Origin of the sequence: Pelosinus propionicus DSM 13327, from assembly GCF_900114615.1 — a bacterium.
GTDB classification, from domain to species: Bacteria; Bacillota; Negativicutes; order DSM-13327; family DSM-13327; genus Pelosinus; species Pelosinus propionicus.
In genome coordinates, this window is sequence record NZ_FOTS01000009.1 from 24,335 (window position 1) to 44,620 (window position 20,286).

At 38.1% G+C, this 20,286-nt stretch carries 22 protein-coding genes; 2 read left to right on the forward strand and 20 right to left on the reverse strand.

Annotated features, from left to right (window positions below; all coding sequences use genetic code 11):
- Nucleotides 1-51: 51 nt before the first annotated feature.
- Together BMZ99_RS06255 and BMZ99_RS06260 are read right to left on the reverse strand one after the other, a co-directional pair.
- Nucleotides 52-612: a class I SAM-dependent methyltransferase gene (locus tag BMZ99_RS06255; RefSeq protein ID WP_090934066.1), complete on the reverse strand. Its 561-nt coding sequence runs from the start codon at nucleotides 610-612 to the stop codon at nucleotides 52-54.
- A gap of 37 nt (nucleotides 613-649) precedes the next feature.
- Nucleotides 650-1,828 (reverse strand): glycosyltransferase family 4 protein, encoded by a 1,179-nt coding sequence (locus BMZ99_RS06260; RefSeq protein WP_090934068.1) that lies wholly within the window; start codon nucleotides 1,826-1,828, stop codon nucleotides 650-652.
- Nucleotides 1,829-2,139: 311 nt separating this feature from the next.
- Here BMZ99_RS06260 and BMZ99_RS06265 point away from each other — a divergent pair, with 311 nt between their 5' ends.
- Nucleotides 2,140-2,952 carry a hypothetical protein gene (locus tag BMZ99_RS06265; RefSeq protein ID WP_090934070.1) on the forward strand — a complete coding sequence of 271 codons (813 nt, stop codon included), beginning with the start codon at nucleotides 2,140-2,142 and terminating at the stop codon, nucleotides 2,950-2,952.
- Nucleotides 2,953-3,137: 185 nt separating this feature from the next.
- On the opposite strand, the gene BMZ99_RS06270 is transcribed toward BMZ99_RS06265, so the two are convergent.
- From BMZ99_RS06270 to BMZ99_RS06305, 9 genes are all read right to left on the reverse strand, one after another.
- Nucleotides 3,138-4,958 carry a DNA/RNA non-specific endonuclease gene (locus BMZ99_RS06270; protein ID WP_090934072.1) on the reverse strand — a complete coding sequence of 607 codons (1,821 nt, stop codon included), beginning with the start codon at nucleotides 4,956-4,958 and terminating at the stop codon, nucleotides 3,138-3,140.
- Between the two features lie 215 nt (nucleotides 4,959-5,173).
- Nucleotides 5,174-5,494: a hypothetical protein gene (locus BMZ99_RS06275; RefSeq protein ID WP_245754847.1), complete on the reverse strand. Its 321-nt coding sequence runs from the start codon at nucleotides 5,492-5,494 to the stop codon at nucleotides 5,174-5,176.
- Nucleotides 5,495-5,781: 287 nt separating this feature from the next.
- A complete protein-coding gene (locus tag BMZ99_RS06280) occupies nucleotides 5,782-6,156 on the reverse strand; it encodes a VOC family protein (RefSeq protein ID WP_090934074.1) in 375 nt (124 codons plus the stop codon).
- A 130-nt stretch (nucleotides 6,157-6,286) separates the two neighbouring features.
- A complete protein-coding gene (locus tag BMZ99_RS06285; protein WP_090934076.1) occupies nucleotides 6,287-7,351 on the reverse strand; it encodes a hypothetical protein in 1,065 nt (354 codons plus the stop codon).
- A gap of 488 nt (nucleotides 7,352-7,839) precedes the next feature.
- On the reverse strand, nucleotides 7,840-7,986 hold the full coding sequence (locus tag BMZ99_RS26230; RefSeq protein WP_175490486.1) for a hypothetical protein: 147 nt from the start codon (nucleotides 7,984-7,986) through the stop codon (nucleotides 7,840-7,842).
- 165 nt (nucleotides 7,987-8,151) lie between these two features.
- Nucleotides 8,152-8,877 (reverse strand): class I SAM-dependent methyltransferase, encoded by a 726-nt coding sequence (locus BMZ99_RS06290; RefSeq protein WP_217645056.1) that lies wholly within the window; start codon nucleotides 8,875-8,877, stop codon nucleotides 8,152-8,154.
- A gap of 227 nt (nucleotides 8,878-9,104) precedes the next feature.
- Nucleotides 9,105-9,521 carry a DoxX family protein gene (locus BMZ99_RS06295; protein ID WP_090934078.1) on the reverse strand — a complete coding sequence of 139 codons (417 nt, stop codon included), beginning with the start codon at nucleotides 9,519-9,521 and terminating at the stop codon, nucleotides 9,105-9,107.
- Between the two features lie 79 nt (nucleotides 9,522-9,600).
- Complete coding sequence (locus BMZ99_RS06300) at nucleotides 9,601-10,236, reverse strand: RNA polymerase sigma factor (protein ID WP_090934080.1); 636 nt, start codon at nucleotides 10,234-10,236, stop codon at nucleotides 9,601-9,603.
- Nucleotides 10,237-10,257: 21 nt separating this feature from the next.
- Nucleotides 10,258-11,064 (reverse strand): DODA-type extradiol aromatic ring-opening family dioxygenase, encoded by an 807-nt coding sequence (locus tag BMZ99_RS06305; protein ID WP_090934082.1) that lies wholly within the window; start codon nucleotides 11,062-11,064, stop codon nucleotides 10,258-10,260.
- A 339-nt stretch (nucleotides 11,065-11,403) separates the two neighbouring features.
- Between BMZ99_RS06305 and BMZ99_RS06310 the strand changes: the two genes are divergently transcribed.
- Nucleotides 11,404-11,676, forward strand: coding sequence for a hypothetical protein (locus BMZ99_RS06310; protein ID WP_090934084.1), 273 nt, complete (start codon nucleotides 11,404-11,406; stop codon nucleotides 11,674-11,676).
- 38 nt (nucleotides 11,677-11,714) lie between these two features.
- Here the strand turns inward: BMZ99_RS06310 and BMZ99_RS06315 are convergent, their stop codons facing one another.
- The 9 genes from BMZ99_RS06315 to BMZ99_RS06355 all read right to left on the reverse strand — a co-directional run bounded on the left by BMZ99_RS06315 (nucleotide 11,715) and on the right by BMZ99_RS06355 (nucleotide 20,100).
- Nucleotides 11,715-12,131, reverse strand: a complete 417-nt coding sequence (locus BMZ99_RS06315) for a cupin domain-containing protein (protein WP_090934086.1) — start codon at nucleotides 12,129-12,131, stop codon at nucleotides 11,715-11,717.
- A gap of 25 nt (nucleotides 12,132-12,156) precedes the next feature.
- Nucleotides 12,157-13,116 (reverse strand): 6-phosphofructokinase, encoded by a 960-nt coding sequence (gene pfkA / locus BMZ99_RS06320; protein ID WP_090934088.1) that lies wholly within the window; start codon nucleotides 13,114-13,116, stop codon nucleotides 12,157-12,159.
- 44 nt (nucleotides 13,117-13,160) lie between these two features.
- A complete protein-coding gene (gene tkt, locus BMZ99_RS06325; RefSeq protein ID WP_090934090.1) occupies nucleotides 13,161-15,158 on the reverse strand; it encodes a transketolase in 1,998 nt (665 codons plus the stop codon).
- A 94-nt stretch (nucleotides 15,159-15,252) separates the two neighbouring features.
- Entirely contained in the window at nucleotides 15,253-16,548 is a 1,296-nt protein-coding gene (locus tag BMZ99_RS06330) for an NAD(P)H-dependent oxidoreductase (RefSeq protein WP_090934092.1), read from the reverse strand.
- Between the two features lie 77 nt (nucleotides 16,549-16,625).
- On the reverse strand, nucleotides 16,626-16,994 hold the full coding sequence (locus tag BMZ99_RS06335; RefSeq protein ID WP_090934094.1) for a PTS glucitol/sorbitol transporter subunit IIA: 369 nt from the start codon (nucleotides 16,992-16,994) through the stop codon (nucleotides 16,626-16,628).
- A gap of 31 nt (nucleotides 16,995-17,025) precedes the next feature.
- The gene (srlE, locus tag BMZ99_RS06340; protein WP_090934096.1) at nucleotides 17,026-18,036 is read right to left on the reverse strand and encodes a PTS glucitol/sorbitol transporter subunit IIB; all 1,011 of its coding nucleotides are present in this window, start codon (nucleotides 18,034-18,036) and stop codon (nucleotides 17,026-17,028) included.
- 36 nt (nucleotides 18,037-18,072) lie between these two features.
- The gene (gene srlA / locus BMZ99_RS06345) at nucleotides 18,073-18,591 is read right to left on the reverse strand and encodes a PTS glucitol/sorbitol transporter subunit IIC (RefSeq protein WP_090934098.1); all 519 of its coding nucleotides are present in this window, start codon (nucleotides 18,589-18,591) and stop codon (nucleotides 18,073-18,075) included.
- A gap of 87 nt (nucleotides 18,592-18,678) precedes the next feature.
- The gene (locus tag BMZ99_RS06350) at nucleotides 18,679-19,068 is read right to left on the reverse strand and encodes a transcriptional regulator GutM (RefSeq protein ID WP_090934100.1); all 390 of its coding nucleotides are present in this window, start codon (nucleotides 19,066-19,068) and stop codon (nucleotides 18,679-18,681) included.
- A 27-nt stretch (nucleotides 19,069-19,095) separates the two neighbouring features.
- Nucleotides 19,096-20,100, reverse strand: coding sequence for a sugar-binding transcriptional regulator (locus tag BMZ99_RS06355; RefSeq protein WP_090934103.1), 1,005 nt, complete (start codon nucleotides 20,098-20,100; stop codon nucleotides 19,096-19,098).
- Between the last annotated feature and the right edge of the window lie 186 nt (nucleotides 20,101-20,286).

Consider the following 20,286-nt stretch of genomic DNA (forward strand, 5'->3'; position numbering starts at 1 on the left):
TCACCTCTTTAAAATAGTCACTCCATTTGTAAAACTTAAGTTCTAATGAAATTACAGTTTTCGTACAAACAATAAATTGTCATATATCGTTACAAACTCAAATTGATTTCTTTTACAAAGTTCGTTTACGGCTTTCATGACTCCAGGCCAATACTCGGAATAATCATGAAAAGCAATGAATCCCCCTGCCGCGACTCTTGGTACATACTGAATAATGTCATGTTTGACACTTGTATATTCGTGATCGCCGTCTATAAATAATGCAGAAATAGATTCAGGACAATCCTCATACGCTTCAAAGCTATGCTTCTTTATTGGAATGACAAATTCCCCTAGTCCATGCTTCTTCATATTATTCTCAAAAAAATCATAAGGGGGTACAACAAATGGATCTACGGCATAAACCGGACGTTTCGTCTTACTTAACAAAGAACTTCCAAGCGCTAACGCCGTTGTACTCTTTCCTTTATATGAACCGATTTCAACTATCGCTCCGGATACGTGATCAACCATTGAAGGTAAATGTAATAATGCAATTTGCTCACACGGAGACAGCCACCCTTCAATACCTTCTACAATTGAGAGCAGCTCGTAAATACTTTTGATTGGCATAAAAAACTCCTTTCTTGATCTTCAAGCCTTTCCTATGTTACAAAACATCAATCTGCTTTTTCATCATTTTCGCTATACCTTCCCAAGAATATTGTTGGTTTACATATTTTTGACCATTATCGGCAACTGATTCTAATCGTTGTCTATCTCTTAAAACCTCGTTTAATGTCAAAGCGAAATTTTCATGTGCAGCATGAAAATAGTGTGTACCTTGGGCAAGATTGATTCCTTTTACGCCTATGTCGGTTGATAGTAATGGGATTCCAGCAGACAGAAATTCTAACGTTTTAATTTTTGTTCCTGTACCAAAAAATGCGGGATTAATGGCAATATCTACCTCTGAAAAAAGTCTAACTTTCTGTTTATGATCAATTTCACCTAAAATTTTTACATTTGGAATATTTATTTTAGAGAATTCAAGACCACATTGACCAGCAATTATAAAATCGATGTGTTTACATTTTGGGGCCAATTGATACACGATAAATTTTACAATCTCGATATTCGGCTCATGCATACTTCCAATGAAAAAAGCTGTACCCTTTTGATTCGTCAATGACTTACTTACCCTTTGGTGCCATTCTTCAGGATTGATTCCATTTGGTGAAAGTTTAATTTTTTGATTATCAACAGAGAAAGCTTTTAAAAAGCTTTCTCGCTCCTCCTCTGATGTTGCGAAAACAATTGCAGCATTTTTAATTAAAATTTCTTCTAGTTTTGTAATATAATTTACATATTCATGGGAGCGGTTGCCACGCCAAACATGTTTAGCAAATTCTGATTCATGGTTATGGCTATTGTAAATTCTTGGCTTCCTTTTCAAACCAAAATAGATATCATATTTAAGCATGAAAGGAGATTCATGAATGATAATATCACTAGCTTCATAAAACTGATAATAATACTTGAGGAATGAGGTTGGAGGCTCATGAATTAATGAGCAGCTTAATGCAGCATGGGTTGAAAATCGTGGTCCAATCCCTTCACCCATCAGCATTTTATCGATTTCATGCTGAATCTCATTTGTAGGGATTTTGTATTCTCTAAAGGTATCAGAATATGTAACGTTCTCCACTTCAGGGGTATATTTTTGCGATAGTAAAGTAATGTCATAATCGTTACTCAGCTGATTATAAAGGTGAAAATACCGAAGTACCCCACCCGTGTTGGGAGGAAAAATTGTGGGAAAATGATTCAGAACCAAGAGTTTTTTCATAAAACACCTCTATTCACGAAATGCTGGTAATCACTCTCATTAGCACAATTTTAAGACTCTTTATTGCCAATTCTCACATTGCCTCTGGCGTCTATTCTTGCAAAAAATGAACTACAAAATATGATATTAAAAGCTTCTTCCTTTTGTTACTGTTTCTATTTTTCACTTTCATCGTTTCCTTCACAATACGATTTGAAATTTCATTATCAACGTCAAATGTCTATCAGTATACTCTTCATGAAGGTTGCATAGTATCACATATATAGTGACTAACGTTAGTAGTTACATTGTCAATCTGAGGAGGTGCAATTTTGACCAAGTTATTAATTACTTGTCTTGGGGAAAATAATGAAACATTCCACTTTAGAATCATTACTTTATTTAAAACGATCAAAACGTTTGGAGGCCATTTAGCCGAGGCAAAATTACGAGCAAATTTCGTTGATGCCATCGATAAAAATATTTATGAAACCTTAACAGCTATGGGCGTACAAGTAAAGATTGTTAAGCCTTATGATCCAAAATTACAAAGGCACTGCAACAAAATTAGAATGCTTGAAATTGAAGAAGAGTATGATGTTTTAGTGGCATTAGACTGCGATACTGCAGTTACACGGGATTTTACCTCCGAAATATCGTCCGAGAGTTTCCGTCGCTGCGATTCATTGTTGGATCCGCTTACCATTCACGAATGGCGATATTTGTATAACTACTTTAACCTGTCTATGCCAGATGATGAAAAGAAAATTCATGCGAATAGTGCGGTTCTCTTTATTCCCCAAAAATATGTCAAAGCATTACGAATTACCTGGTTGTACTATGCAAACCTAATTACTGACACCTTTTTCTCCAATGATCAATGGAGTAAATTGGGGCAGCACAAATATTTCACAGATCAATTTGCACTCTCCTTAGCTCTTGCCCATCAAAAAATAGATATACAGTTATTGCCTGCTGAATTTAATATTCATATAAATGGCTCATATCAAGCTTGGGCCGATCAGCTTCACCCATACATTTTAAGTTACCACGACTTTGTAAGTCATGATTGGAAATTGAATACTACTGCTATGTCAGTACCAGATCAATATATAAATAAAATTAACGAGATCCTTTCTAAATAACATTGTAATGCTCAGGTTATTTTGTATGTAATATGTACGATGCACATACGCCATTATCGATTAATAAACTATAATACTTTCACCTATTACACATTTAAGGTAGAAGCAACAGACTGTCGCTTCTACCTTAAACTGTTTTATTACCCATTAGTCTCTAAAAGGAATTTGACAATGTTTGACCTTAATCAGATTCTAATATCGGAAGGAATGTTGATCACATTGACAATTGCAGGCTCAATATCCCCGGTAACCGCCGTAATGGTTCTAAAAGGATCATAATTTCGTAAATCACCAAAATCAAGTCCCGTTAAAATTTCGATATTGCTGACAGCTACTTGATACGTTTTATAACTGCCAAATGCAAAATCCAAGTCTCTAATCAGATTTTTTTGCGTCTGCAAATAGGCAGTTACTGATAGATTGCCATCCCTTTTCACCATAATCGCTATTTTCCAGAATTCAGCGGGAATTTTCACACCACGGTATAGGACATCGTCCTCGCGAAAGACCGGTCCTGTGAATACAGTTACTTTTAGATTATAGGTTTCCGTGTTACTTAAAATATAGTTTTCTAAATCTAGCCATATCATTTGATTAAAGTTCTTATGCTGGGGAGAGCAATTTGTGAAATGAAAGGTATCTTCGTTGGCTTTCTTGGCAAGTGAGCCCCATACGGGATCCCGTCTACGAACCAGATGACCCCGGTCGATATCATTGTTGTTATACAATTCAGGACCACATTGGTATTTGCGGTTAAGACGAGAATCATAATACCATTTGCGGGCACGCGGTACAGAAACGAGGTGTCCTCCATCAATATTGACTGCCGTATAATACGCTAAACGACGTGATTTACTCATAACAATCGAGAAATGGGTATAATCTAATACTGTTTTTCCGTTTGTTAGCTTAGCAACATCTCGCCTTAGATCCGGCCGCAGCGTGGGAAGAGGTACTGCGTAATTTTCACCAAGGAAGATCGCATCATAACCTGCAGATCTTTCATACCATTCCATATCTAAATTTCCTATTACCATCGGGTTTCTATCATAATTTGCTAACTCTGAGCCGGCAAAAATACTATCAAGTAAAACTTGCTGCTCTTCAAGCAGTGTGGGCTTTAGTCTATTAAGATATTTCATAATACTACTGATACGAACGCCTTCATTTACAATATATTTGCTACTATCATCAGGATCAGGAACGCCTGTATGGTGAAGAGCGATCGTCACCCACTCGTCATTAAAAACAGGAGACCCTGATGCCCCTGGCAAAATGCCGCTTGTATAGTTGATAAAATCGTCGTATACGTCAATGATTTTTTTCTCCCTGACAGCGACTACTTTAGGTGCTCCTGAAGGGTGCTGAATGATTGAAATCGACTCACCTAAAAGTGCCTTTCCTGATTCCGGGTACAAAGGTAAGAATCCAAATTCACTTAATGTCGTTCCCTCTGCAGAGTCATTTTCTAATGCAACTACTGTAAAGTCTAGTTTTGCATCCGTTATAAACAAATGTTCCGGCACAAAACGAAAACTCTTAATCTGCAATGGCATTAAGTTGAGATCAACCTCATAGCTAAATTGAGCGAGGCTAAACTGAGCTGCTTCTTCACACTCTAAGATATGATGATTGGTCAGCAGCAAACAAGGCGCAATGAGAAATCCTGTACCATGACCAAGCACTCTACCGACCGAATCACGTATTTCAATTCTACACACCGATTTACTCGCTTTCATCCCCGCTTGCATATAAGAGACGGGTAATAAGTCACTTTCTCCGATGATCCGTTTCATCGACAAACCATCTCGAGGATTGATGAGTGTTTTGCGAACAGCCACTCGATAGGATGTATCTACCTCAATAGGACTGTGCGTCGAAAGTTTTGCAGCAATATACTCTCTCTCTCTGGTTCTTTCGATGTACCGCTTCAGAGAATTATGTTCCTGTCTGCCTGCAAGGTTCTTTTTTAATCTAGGAAGATCGTGATTTGATAGATGCGACAATAAATAAACCTCCTTTCTTCTCTAAAACAAATATGTTCCAAGGGATTCCCCCTCATTGACACTTGAGTCAATTTACCTCATCATTCTTTAGTTATGAACTTTTTAAGAATTTAGAAGCATTAATTAGAGCTTTTTTCATTTTTTGTTGTGTTTATGCAAAAAATGCCTGAATCTTCGCTAGTTGCAAAGGTTCAGGCATTTTCTTACTCAATATTTCAGCTTTCTTTTTTGAAATTTAAAGTATTTTGCAGCATTTCAGCGGAGGCCTGGACAGCCTTTTTCGTTTTCCCGCCAACTATGATATGGTATTCCGGCTTCCACCACGATCCACCAACCTTATCAAAAATGATGTTCGTCTGGGGATATTTCTCTGCTGTTTTTTTCACACTTTTAGTAATATGTCCCTTAAATAAAAATAGAACAGTCATTGATAATTCACTGCGGACAGGATTCTGTAAACGGTATATTTTATTATCATTTTTAATTACTGGTTTATCATTCATTTGTAGTTGTTTCTCTTGCTTAAGGTGTCTCACTTTTGTTCCTCCTTTTTATTATATTTTGATTTTAACAGGTATTGTCATCAAAACATATACCCAATTTTTCAATTTATGCTTTCTACAAAAATATTTTCTCGAATCCTTACTTCCGCAATCGTCACGCATGGCAAATCGCCTTTACAATTGCTATCGGAAACACTCAGTTGCGCCTCAATCTCAATCTCAATCTCAATCTTCTTGCAAATTTTACATTCACATTTAAAAGCGTATATAAGAAAAGCGCCTCTTTTGGACGCTTCAGTTCTACTATTATGTATAACTCTTTATATAACCCCTTGCAAAAATTCTAACCGTTCTCCATCAGGCCCAAGAAAAAAGAAATTTTTCAAGCTTCTTCCTATCCCTGCAGGCGTATCAGACAACGTTACTACCCCAGCAGCATGGAGTCTTTCCATTTCTGCGTATACATCTTCTACCTCAAAGGCAATGTGATCTACAATACCAGCAGCACGCTCCGACGCACTTTCTTGCAAGCGTTGTACCAGTTCAATGATTTGCCCGCCAGAATTGAGAAAAATCAACTTAACGCGTTCATCTTGGTATGAGTTTACCACTTCACAGTCTAAAACCTGCTGATAAAATAAGCTTGATCGATCAGCATCTTTCACTACTAGTCCAATATGCGCTACTTTGTACATTTATCTTCACTCCTTATATAAAAATCGTTTCTGTTATCAGATGACTATCCACATTTTATTTACCATATCATTCTATCAACCCGAAAGTCAATACCAAACAAATGAATGAACATGTTTCTCATATCCGTAATTACTGTGATATAATTACTAGTTTTACAGGTAAGTTGGATGCACCTGGAGGACTAAAGGTAAACGATAGCGCTTCACTTTTGTCGTAAGTGCCTAAGAAAGAGAATTCTTTCCATTTGTTATCCTCAAAATGTACTTTTCCGCGCGGTGTTGGCATAGGACTCCAATCAACCTCCGGGTGGTGTATCCCTAAGCCGCCGGCATAATATCCGCCTAGCGGCACTAAATAGTATGAAATTTTCCGTCCGTTTCTGCCGGGCGGTACAATATCATAGACTACACCATAATTCCCATAATTGATCACTTGCGATCCATCCGTTGCGTCAATTCCCTGCAAATAACGGTCAATTACGTTGTCAGCCAGGGTTATCCCTACGGCTCTATAAAGTATGGGATCATAAGGCTCCGCTGAGGAAAGTTTACGATTTGCCCCCTCGAAGGTACCGCGCAAATGCCATTGATCGGCAGGCAGTACTTGCGCTGTTTTAGAAAAATTAACACTATCTTCAAATAAGGACAACATCATGACTTTTATATGAATGGGATGATCTGCTGTTAAGTCGTAAATGCCATGAATCAACATATTCGGCAATACTGCAGTCTCACTTATTTTTGCCGATAGGGGTACCACTCCACCTGGCGGAATCGTTATCTGATAAGATGGTGTACCAGAAAGATATTTCATCTGTGTTTCTTTTCCTACTGCCAACCAGGCGTAGCCTGGCCCACCCAAACTCGAATTACTAACATTGACATGAGCGACTTCTGGTCCTTTGTTTTCTAACAAGACTTCCATCGTTTTTGCAGTTTTGGAAGCGTTCACATGATAGAAAAATAGACGAGCCTTTCCTTCCACCTTATCCTGATACAAAATCCCATCTTCCTCGACCATTTCAGGACTGTCTGAAAGCAGCAGAGTTCCCTCCTGAGAAGTACTTTTCATTTCCCACTCGGGAAGCCTTTCGATTTTATCCAACTTAATTTCGCCATAGTTCGCAGCAATGGCTTCATTTCCTAGCATTACAATCGCCATTACCATCCAAATTAATTTTATTGTGTACTTCATCTTGTGCCTCTTTCACCTTATATAGTACTGCTACTTGTTTTTTGCTCAAATAAAAATCCCCCCAAACGACGTATCGTAGGGGAGAATACAATTTCACTACTGCCCTAATGTCAGACTTTACTAATTACAAGTATATTTCCATTTTAAGCCTCTGTCAACAGCTTTGCTATTTTTTTACAAGCACTGCCTACTCCGTTGCAAGAGAACTTCAGCTGTATTTTGCAATCCGTTTCCCCCTCTTCTTTATGCTATTATTTCCTCTCCAATTTTTTCTCTTGTATTATACCTTAAAGTCATTCTCTGCTTTTCCTTGTTTATATTATTTAACTAAAGACGCTAGTGCCTATCTATAAGTAAGAGAGAACGTTCCTAAAAATCAGGAACGTTCTCTCTTGTTTTGCGGCACTGGTGCAGTATGCTAGGAAATCAGCGCTACAATTGCGTTGAAAAACAGCTATCCTGCAAAACAAAGCTCCGGCGGTAAAAGATCAGCTGCTGCTAGTTGTATGGTCTTGGATATTGACTTCTTGCTGCTCGGCCGATGCCTCTTCAGCCCCAGACTCAGCAGCTAATAACATCATCAATTCAGCTTCAGACACAGTGGAAAACATGCCAGATATCAATTTTTCTCTCATGCTTCAAACCTCCCTTGCTGTGCTTATGCTACCAGTTACCGCATGATTAGTTATTGTCCTGTGACCAAATTCTTATACACTGCATTTTCAAAAAGATGCTTAAAATAAACTTGTGATTTTATATTTGTCGATAAACACCATTCGTTTGCTCCTAACACTTCAATCCTACGCTTTTCTTGCACGCAAAAAAAGAAACTGAGGTTTTTGAGTGAGGCGTTCATAAGCGTGTGGATGTGCTTCTCTAAATTTTTCTGTCGGCATCGGTTCTATTAGTTTCTCAATCCTGAAACCAGCATTAATGACAGGTGAAATGATGTCACACAAAGGTCTCCTATAGAATTGAACTTTGACTTTTCCTTTATTCGTCTCCCATTCATCTTCAATAATTTCCGTTAGAAAGTAGTTTTCTCTATTAAAATATGTAAAGTCCATAAATGGATGATGCACAGAGAAAACGAGTGTTCCCAAAGGCTTTATTACGCGATTAAACTCATCCATGACAAGATTCCAGTCTTTAACATAATGAAGTGTCAGGGATGATACTACAATGTCTATGGACTGGTCTCTAATGAAGCTTAAGGGTTCATTCAAATCGGCTCTTATAATATCAGCATGATCACCTATTCTTTTCTTTGTCATTTCTATCATGCTGGGGCTAAAATCGATGGCTGTTACATCTGCTCCCTTATCCAGCAGCCATTTACTATACCACCCAGCCGCACATCCCGCATCTAATACCTTTTTCCCTGCTACACTAGGAAGCAATGACAAGGTAGCCGGTCTTTCATAATACGCATTAAATGGTTTCGTATCCACACATTCAAAATAATAGTCCGCCATTGTCTCATATGAATTAAAAGAAATTGATTTTTCATTTACTCCACTTGCCAAAGTTACGCCTCCCAATTTATGCAGTATGTAAGCCAGTTATCCTGTAGTATAACCTAATTTTGTCCATATATTGAGATTCGCGAGAATTCAACAAACCCCTGCCATATTAATTATACCTAACAATAAACAACGCGCTATGGAGTAAGCCAATAGCGCATTGCTTAGTAAGTCATACATCAATTTAATACGATAAGCAGATATTCGTAAATAGTAGTAGGATATTGTCGTTATTTTTCAACTGTCTGGTTTGTCGCAGAACCTGTTAATGAACGCAATAGATTTCCTAAAGTAAAGGTGTGACTTCCTGACAAAATCAATGATATTGCAGCCGCAAGTAATGATACGTCAAATTCATAGCCGCCAATAAATCCTTTACTTATTTTGACGGAAAAGATTGCCCCTAACATAACAAATACAATTCCCAACGCTGCAAGGCGTGTAAATAGTCCAAGAATCAGGAAGGCGCCGCCTACGGTTTCAATGGCCGCTACTACATAGGCGAGTAAAGGCGGCAGTCCGATTGAAGCAAACCACTGCACAATCCCATCCATTCCAGATATTTTTTGCAATCCATGAGCTAAAAAGATGGCTCCTAAAGAAACACGAAGTACAAGCATACTCCATTCATAATAACGTTTTGACATGATCTAGATTCCCCCTATTAATTGTTTATTAGTTTAGACAATGTATTTTTGATTATAGATACGGCTTCTTTTAATTTTTTTATATCATTTTACTAACATCTTCACTTGTGAAAACACCAACGCCTTCCATTCCCTTTACTACAAATCCTTTACTTATAATATTGCGCAGGGCGGCTCTGGCACGATGAATTCTTGATTTTGCTGCATTCGTATTGATATTCAAAATACTAGCCGCATCTGGAACTGAAAGTCCCTCGAGATCATGTAATATAAGAAGTACTCGCTGGGTTTCCGGCAGTTTCAATATTGCTTGCTGAACGAGAAATTGATTGTACTTCGTCTCACACATCGTGTCAGGATCTTCATTGGGGCGCTCAATTGGCAGCATTGCGCTTTGGAGTCCTTCATCCCACTCCATCTGACGATTCGTTTTACTTCTTTTCTTACGAAAGTTAAAACATATATTAGAACTTAATCGATAGACCCAAGTATATAAACTTGAACGTCCCTTAAAGGTTTGTAATGACCGATTAATCTGGATAAAAATCTCTTGTAATGCATCCATTGCATCATCATGATTTCCAAGCATACGATACGTTAAAGAATAAAGTCTTGCCTGATATTGATTTATAAACAACTTTAATGCTCTTTCCTTATCTCCTTCATTAAAAAAACGAAGAATTTCCTCATCCGTTAAATTTACATTTTCATCCATAATTACTTTTTCCTCCTTTCTTTAATGAAGCACATTGGAAGGTTGAAAATCTGTAAATTCAATGATTCTCATTCCTCCGTAAGACAGGTGTTCATTTTCTCGAATATACCCAGGACTCTCTGATCCCATTACTCCAAGTAACATAAACAAACCGAGGAAGGCAGATTTCGGTTTTACATTTTCAATTCGTTCCTGATCCAATGTTAAAAGCTCCATCCCTTTCCCCTCTGAAAGCAGCTTAACAATTAACTGATCAAAATTCTCGTGTTCGATTAACCATCCATCATCCATAAAACGGGCATGCCTTTGAGAAAAGGCACCTAAAACAAGAAATAATACTTTCCCCCGCCAACTTCTTAGCGTATTCCCTAAGGTCCTTCCCCAGCGGAAAGCACAAAGCATTGATCCCGACACTGAAAGTGGAACAATCGGTATATTTCCTTCTGGAAACATAAATTGTAATGGAATGGCGATAGTATGGTTTGCACAATATTTGCCAATACTAGGATAGATCAAGCTTTTTTCACCCGCTTGTAAGAGTAAATTTGCCAATTCAGGATGCCCAGCGACACTATATTTACTTTTACCTTGAACTCCACTATTATCCATAATGCTTTCATGATGCAATGAGTTATCGATAAAAAAAGATTCTTTTGTCTGCCAATGAGTTGTGACCGCAACTACGGCCTCCACACCCCACTCTTGCATTCTCATTCCACAATCTCGGAGTGCTTTTATAGTAGAAGAGGATTGATCGTTCATTTCCTTTGCTAGCAATATCGGAATATGAGGTACAATGATTCCATGAATATTGGACTCTATCTTCATTTCATTTTATCCTTTCTTATTTTTTTAACCCTTCAACTATACGTTTTTATCACTAACTACTTAAACGTGAATTACTTTATAAATCGTTCTATATTAGTAGTCTATATACTCTTAGTGTTTGTTTCTGCAAAAAAAGATATGGGTTATTGTTAAAAATTTATTTTCTATCGAAATTGCTATAGTTAAAAGCATCGAATCTCTTACATTAAATCGTTTACGAATGTAACAAAGATTTCAATATTTGTATATTGGTTCCAACCGTCATTATTTTGTCACATTTATGTACTATTCTACTATTAGTATTTCAAGTAAATTCCAAAGGAAAGGAGTTTATCATAAATGCAGCCAATCAATAAAATCTCTCCTATACGAAAAATGGACGCTGCCTATCTCCAAATCTCTAGGCAAAATCAGATGATTCATATACAAAAAAGCAGTAACGATTATAAGCGTAATTACGACTCAGCCAATGCACAACCCCAAGAAGACATCGTTGAGATTAGTGTCCAAGGATTACGTGCATTACGGCAGGAGGAGGATTTAGCATCTGTGCAGAGCAGCACTGCTCCCCTGTCATATATTTCACGTTTAATTGCAAATTACGAAAAATAATATCTGCCTGTTAGGCTTTTATCATAACAGATCATTTTTTAAAAGCTGCTATACCACTCATCTAGACTTCCATCATCTTCAACGGTAACTTTATCGTTACCGGAAGGATATTTAAAAAACAATAATTTAAATCCTGCTTTGGATTTTTGTGCGTAGGTAATCCCTTGATGAATTAAGTAAAAGTCTCCTTCTTTTACGAAGGTTTCTTCTCTTGTATTTACGTTCATATATTTACTTTCCCCTGCTAATACGTAGGCATATTCCGTTGTCGTTGTATGATAATGCGGTTTTTCAATTGTATACTCTGTGTACTCTGTAATGCCAGCTTCCACATGGGGGTCACGTAAATATTCCAGTTCCTGAGGCAAGGCTAATTCGCCCACTAGGTATTGACGCTTTGAATTGCCTAATGCCAATTTAATGTTTTTTCCGCTTATTACTTCGATTTTTTTCATTTTTTCACCTTACCCTTACCGTCCATTAAATTGACAATATTTGAGATAAATTGTACATTTCTTGATCAAATACTTTCCGTTTTGTAAGGGCTTCCATAATATCTATGTTAATCAAGTGATTGTCTTTTATGCCAATGGCACGATTCGTTTTTCCCTCTATCAACAGATTAACAGCCATAGCTCCCATTTTGCTTGCTAATATTCGATCAACAGCGGTGGGTACTCCGCCACGTTGAAGATATCCTAGCACAGTAACTCTTGATTCAATACCAGTATTATTCAATATTTCATTTTGTAACTCTGCAGCAGATCCTCTGCCTTCGGCCAGCATAATAATATTATGGGCTTTGCCGCGCTTTCTGCCTTGCAGCATTTTCTCGCAGATTTTCTTCACTTCATATTGTTCTTCTGGAACTAAGATACTTTCCGCCCCTCCAGCAAGACCTGCGTAAAGCGCAATATCTCCGCAGTGCCTCCCCATCACTTCAATAATGGTTACTTTCTCATGAGACATAGATGTATCTCTTATTTTGCTGATAGAATCGAGCACTGTATTAATTGCCGTATCAAAACCAATTGTATAATCGGTGTATGCTAAATCGTTATCAATCGTACCGGGAATTCCCATCACTTTTATATTTCCACGGCCAAGTTTATTGACTCCTTGAAAAGAACCATCTCCACCGATTACGACGAGGCCGTCAATTTCATGCTTCTCTACTATCTCTATTGCCTTATTGATACCAGCTTCTGTTTTCATTTCTTCACATCTAGAAGTTTTAAGAATCGTTCCGCCTCGATGAATGATATCGCCAACCGATGCTATATGCATTTCTTTTATTTCACCATGTAATAGCCCCGTATACCCTCTTTGGATTCCAACGACTTTGAGACCATGATAAATCCCAGTCCTCACTATAGCTCGAATGGCTGCATTCATGCCTGGGGCATCTCCTCCGCTGGTTAACACTCCTATCTTTTTCATGAAACCGTTCTCCTTTAACACTACAGCTTCTATTATTTCTTCCGTTATTTGCCTTTCACTACCTTTTTGGTTACTGCAACAACATTTTCTGTTGTAAAACCAAATTTATTAAATAGTGTTTTTGCTGGCGCTGATGCTCCAAAACCTTTCATGGTGACATACCCACCATCAAGTCCAACATACTTGCCCCAACCAAAATCGCTGGCTGCTTCTACCACTACTCTCCCTCTTACGGCTTTTGGCAGCACGCTTTCTTTATATTCGTCTGACTGCTCCTCAAAAACATCTACAGACGGCATACTTACAACTCTTATGTCAATATTTTCTTTCGCTAATTCTATTTTAGCATTGACTGCCAATTCCACTTCTGATCCGCTTGCTATAATAATTCCATCTGGCATCGCTTTGCTGGAATCAGCTAGAATATAACCACCTTTTAACGCTTCTTTGCTTGCCCCTTTTAATTGTGGCAGGTTTTGTCTCGATAAGACTAAAGCAGTTGGTGTTTTTACCGAAGTAATAGCATAGTACCACGCAGCACATGTTTCCGTTGCATCTGCTGGTCTAAATACCGTGAAGTTTGGCATTGCTCTCAGCATGGCTAGTTGTTCAATAGGCTCATGAGTAGGACCATCTTCACCAACACCGATACTGTCATGAGTCAATACATATGTAACTGGTAATTCCATTAATGATGCCAATCTTGCCATTGGTTTCACATAATCACTAAATACAAAAAATGTCCCAACAAACGTTTTTAGTCCTCCATGTAAAGCAAGCCCATTACTGATGGCGGCCATTGCAAGCTCTCTTACACCATAATGAATATTTCTGCCACTATAGTTTGCTTTTGAAAAATCTCCAGCATCTTTCATATTCGTTTTGTTGGAAGGCGCAAGGTCAGCACTACCGCCAATAAAATTCGGCAATATATCCTTAATACGATTAATCATAATTCCAGACAGGTTTCTTGTCGCATCTGCTTTATCAGCGTATGCCCAAAACTCATCGTTATCCATGAGATTTGTTAATGCGTTACCATCAAAATATTGCTGCCAAAGAGTGTTCATCTCAGGATATTTTTTACTATAAGTCGAAAACAGAGCATTCCAAGCTACTTCATCTTCGGCCTTTTTTTCAGCAATCTTTTTGTAATGATGATATACTGCATCAGGCACATAAAATGCATCTTGTTTTTCCCATCCGAGATTTTCTTTCAACGCTACAACATTTTCTACACCTAAGGGTTCCCCATGAGCACTTGCTTGACATTGTTTCGCAGGGCAGCCATAGCCAATTTGTGTTCTTACTATGATAAAGGAAGGCTTATTGGTTTCTGCTTTCGCCGTTTGAATTGCTTTGCCAATTTTCCCAAGATCATTTCCATCCTCGACTACAAGGGTCTGAAAACCAAATGCCTGCATTCTTTTTTCCACATCTTCTGTAAAGGCGATGTCTGTACTGCCTTCTATGGTAATGTTGTTGCTATCATAAATTACAATTAACTTACTTAAACCTAACGTTCCAGCTAATGAAAATGCTTCTGATGTGATTCCCTCCATCATGCATCCATCACCACCTAATACATAGGTATAATGATCTACAATCGGAAATCCCTCTTTATTAAAGATAGAAGAAAGATGAGCTTCCGCCATTGCCATACCAACGGACATACCCATACCAGCGCCAAGTGGTCCAGTGGTAGCCTCCACTCCTACGGTATGGCCATATTCTGGATGACCTGGAGTTAATGAATCTTCTTGCCTAAATTGCGCTAAATCTTCAATTGATAAATTACCATAACCAAATAAATGTAATAAAGAATAGAGTAAGGCTGAACCATGTCCGGCTGATAAAACAAAGCGGTCCCGATTGATCCATTTTGGATTTTTAGGATTGTGCCTCATCTGATTAGCCCACAATTCATAAGCCATGGCTGCGCAGCCAAGAGGTAGACCAGGATGACCGGAATTGGCTTTTTGTACAGAATCTGCCGATAGAATTCGAATTGCATTAACTGACATCTCATCAATATTGCTCATTTGTTTCTCTCCCTTTTACATACTGTATTTTACAATAAAAGCTGATATGAATTTTCATACCAGCTTTTATTGTAACTCTTAATCAATAAATATTCTACTTGTTATAAATCGCATCTTGTTCTTTACGAAGTTTATAAATTAATGTTGTTTGATCTAATTCTACCATATCGAGGGTTAAAAGCTGGCCTTTTTTCGCATCTTTTAGCATACGTGTCTTATTCGATACCAAACCGTAAGGAACATAACCTTTCGCATCAGATTCTGCAGCGCTAGCAATTGATCCATAAGTTGTGTAACAACCGATACCATCAATATATTGACCTGCTTTCAAATCTGTTTTTGCAACGGTAATACATTCACTAACAAGTCCATCGATTGGAACTATAGTAGATTCTCCATCAATAACTGCTTTAGCGACTGTTAATGGCGTTTCTAAATTGCATAAATGATATGGGCGATACAAAATCCATAATGGGCCATTACCCATGCTGTGATAGCGCATTTGATAAGCAATTTCTTCATTTTCAGTAGAAACAGCAACAAATACCCCTGGAGCAATGCCGTTTACATATTCAACAACACCATGTTTATTTAAGATACCGCCATCTTGTTTAAGTTTATATAGATCTGGCAGCTCTTTCACTGTTGCTGCAATACCATGTCCGCCAATTACATCTGGAACTAACCCTGTAGCATTTGACATAGCTGTCATTTCTACCATTGTCTTTGTACCATCTTTAAAAGAACAAAGCATCTTAGGACTCATTTTACGGCGAGTTGCTTCTTCTAACACGCTGTCCGGATTACATGCATAATCCAATTTGTTGTTTTTACCTTTACCCATGACTTTGACATCCATACCCATTGCTTTTGCAAAACAATATAACTCCATAACAGCACCTGGCTCATCACCAGCTGAACCGGTATAAATAACACCTTGTTGTGCCGCTAATCGCTTAAGGTACGGTCCAATAACAACATCGGTTTCTACATTCAGCATAACTACATGCTTGCCATTTCTCATGGCATCTGTTGCAACTTTTGCACCTACATCAGGAACTCCAGTAGCATCAATTGCACATTCTACCAAATTAGCTTGAGAAATAAGATCTGCATTGACAGTAGCAACATATTTACCAGCTTCTATCCATTTATTTGCATCTGCAAGTGTATCAACTATGGCAATTTGATCATCTTTTATACCTGCATAGTGAAAGGCATGCACAGCATTTTCAATATTAATGTCAGAAACAATGGCCGGCATGATACCTTGCATCAATACCATTTGTGTCACCATTCCCCTACCCATTTGTCCTGCTCCTACAATACCTGTGCGGATGATTTTTCCTTCTTGTTGACGTTTAATTAGTTTCTGATTCATATTTAACATAGTAAAGCTCCTTTTAGTTTAATTATTTTAAAATTCACAACAAGTTAAATAGTTCAGCTTCCTGCAAAATTTAATCGTTAAAAAATTTCAATAATACCACCTAGGGTAATATCTTCGGGGTTAATATCTTCCCCCTCCAGCATAATGCAACCAGGACGTTCCGGTTCTGTCCCACCTTTAAAGCTCAAGGTGCAATGACCAAGTTCTTTTAATGTATGTGGCGCTTCCGAGCCAATTGCAGTTATGGTAAATGCCTTATCGCAAATAATTACAGTATCGCCTACTGCTAAATCTGCAAGGAGTGGTGCAGGCTTGTGCAAAACCGCTATCTCTTGCAATTCTAGTGGTGCTCCTTCATTAAAAAGGATGATAAAATTTAAGTCCTTATCACTGAGAAACTCTAAAGCACCTGTTCCCCAGCCAGTAATCGCAGAATGATATTTCATTTCTTATCCTCCCTGTATCCTTTTGCTTTCTTTAGTACATGCCAAAGCTGAATAAATATGCAATAACGACTGACAAAGGTCCGGTAATGATGCGTGAATATAACACTGCCGGCACACCAAGTTCAATTGTTTCAGGTTCAGCTTCTCCGAGGCTTAATCCTACGGGAACAAAATCTCCGCCTACTTGTGCATTGATTGCAAACAAAGCAGGCAATGCATATTGCACGGGAATATGACCTAATCCAATTTCAACTCCCAATAAGGTTCCCACAACTTGCGCAATAACTGCACCTGGTCCAATAACTGGTGATATAAATGGCAGGGAGCACACAACAGAAATGACCAGCATCCCTGGCAGCGTACTTGCCAACGGCGAAATGGTAGTTGCAATTAGGGTTCCAATACCAGATACTTTAATAATCCCAATGATCATACTTACAAATGCCATAAAGGGCAATATACTTTTTATGACCATATCAATGGTGTCGCGACCAGCTTGATAGAATTTATTCACAACTCCGCCAACACCAATTCCAAGGCGAGTAATTATATTTTTCTTTTTCCCAGCATTCATTGCTGCAAGTTCCGCTCTTGCCTGCGCTTTTGTTTTTGGCTCAGAACTAGTTTTTTTAGTCTCAACAGCAGTTCCTTCTTTGCTTGTTAAAACCGCATCTTCCGCAGCATATGCCAGTGTTTTTTCGGTGACTGCTGAAACATATAAGTTTTCGGTAATAAATTGAGCAAGAGGCCCTACTTTTCCAACGGGTGTCAAATTTACTGTAAACACTTTCTTTTTTGGGTAAACACCACAACGCGCTGTGCCCCCACAATCCACAACAGCAACCAGCATCTCATGATCCGGGACGGATGTTACAAACCCATCAATCGCTTGGCACCCCGTCATTTCTGCTATTTTAGCAGCTACTGGATGGATACCGCCACCAGTTACACTCACAATTTTATTGCACGTATCAGTCGGCATGATTGTTAAAGGACCACCCCAGCCGCCGTTTCCTTTTGAAATGGTAATCGATTTATACATAAAATCATTCCTCTCTATTAATAATGACAGTGATGTTTATTGTTCTCTTGCTTTCATTGAGGCATAAATCTTTTCAGTAACAAAACCGCGTATAAAGATGACAATAATCCCAACTAAGAAGTACCTAACAGCTAAGGAACCTAAAGGAAAACCAAGGGCTGTAACACCTGCAGCAATTCCCATATAAACAAACAGCTCACCACCATTAGCATGAGGGAACAATCCTGTTACCGGATGCAGAAAACTAACTGTCGCATCATAAAAGGCAGGCTTATGTTTTTCTTCTACAAATCGTCCAAAGCTATAGCACATAGGATTCCCTAAAAATAAAACGGATAATATAGGCAATATTGTATAACGAGTAATAATATTAGTGGTTGCTTTCTGTGCCAATCTCTGCACACGTTCTTCACCAATTAATTTAATAACAGCACTCACTGCCGTCATCAGTACAACGATGAGCGGAATAATCCCCATTACCCATCCTGCAAAAGTATCTGCTCCTGCTTTAAAAAGCTCCATAAACCCATTTGCCAATTCTGCTATTAATTCCATATTCTGCGCCTCCATTTTGTAGTTTATTTTTTCAATCTAGTACATATATGGCGAAAATCATTAGAACATCATAAAGGAATGATCCTTTTACACTTCTACAGGATTCAATCTGACATTCAAAGCATCTAATGCCTGCATGTGTGCTTTATATGCTTTCTGTTTTTTTTCCGGCAACTGTCCATATTCTGCTCGCAATTGGTAAATACTTTTACCAATTATCCCAGCAACCTCTTTGAAGCCATTAAAAACAGTATATCCTTCCATAATTTCACCTGCTGTAATAATACCCTCACTATTACAAGCAATTACAACTATGTTGCCAGGTCTAAACCTGCCTTTTTTGCTTCCGATACCAACATTACCCATTTTATGCACTCTTCGAACTGCCTTTTTATATTGCTGAACTTGTATATATGTGCCAATTGCTTGAATCATCATAAGAATTATCAATCCCAAAAATAAATTGCTCAAATTCATTGCAAACAACCTCCTATCTTCTATCATTCACATCTCAATCAAAGCATTTGCACAATCAAGATCAGTAATCAATATATTTAAGAATCCACCATTAATCGCACCCAGTACGGCTTGTGCTTTCTGACTGCCGCCTGCTATACCAATCCGTTTTTGTACTTTTTTCAATAGTTCGATTGGCATTCCCGCCACCCGATCATTAAACTCTCTGAAGTTTTCTGTGCTGCCAGATTGATCAAAAAATTGCAGCGAAATATCTCCGACGGCTCCAGCTGCAGCGAAACTATCCAACACCTCTCCATCAATATAACCAGTAGTCAACAGGGTTGAACGTCCTCGCTCCGGTATGCCAATTCCCATAATGACAGTTCCTACATTTCGATACAGATTAAAGATACTTCTCACTGATTTTTCGTTGAGGAATCCTTCTAGTACAGTTACATTCGAAAAAATTGCCGGAGAAAAAAATTGCACACAATCACCACCAAATAATTTCGCAAATTCACCAGCAATATAGTTGGAATGGATGTCCAATCTACTTTCACCAATACCACCAACGATAGGTACAAAGGTACATCGAATGGGCTCTTCAATATTACGCTTTGCTCTAATCACATTTTGCAGCGTCATTCCCATCGAAACCCCTACAATATCGCCATCATCTAACGTTCTGGATAAAAAATTTAATGTTTCTTCTCCTAAGCTGCTGCTAATCCGTTCTGTACCTGTTTCAATCGGACTGGACTCGACTACAATAACTTCTTTCAGGTTAAACTTTTTTTCTAATTCTCGCTCTAATTTTCCAAATGTTAAGTTGTAGGGATTCGTGACTTCAATTTTCACAATGCCAAGTTCTTCCCCTAATTTAATCATCCTTGAAACAGATGGCCTAGAAATATTTAGCTGATCACAAATTTCTTGCTGGCTCATTTTATCATCATAGTAGAGGCTGCAGCACTTAAAAATGAGCCTTGTGTCATCAATAATCTTTTTGATAGAAACACCCCCCACCAATCTTCCGTATCTCTTTGCCATGGTATACTATTTGTCTTTACAGTTCATAATTATACATTACCACTATCACTTTATCAATCTATCACAACTAGAACATACGTAAAAGTATTTTTGTGCAATTATTCACTTTTACATTTGTTCTATTATGTTATTTTGCGTTAATTTAATTATTTAAAAAATCAGGACTCCTTCATCTAATGAGGGAGT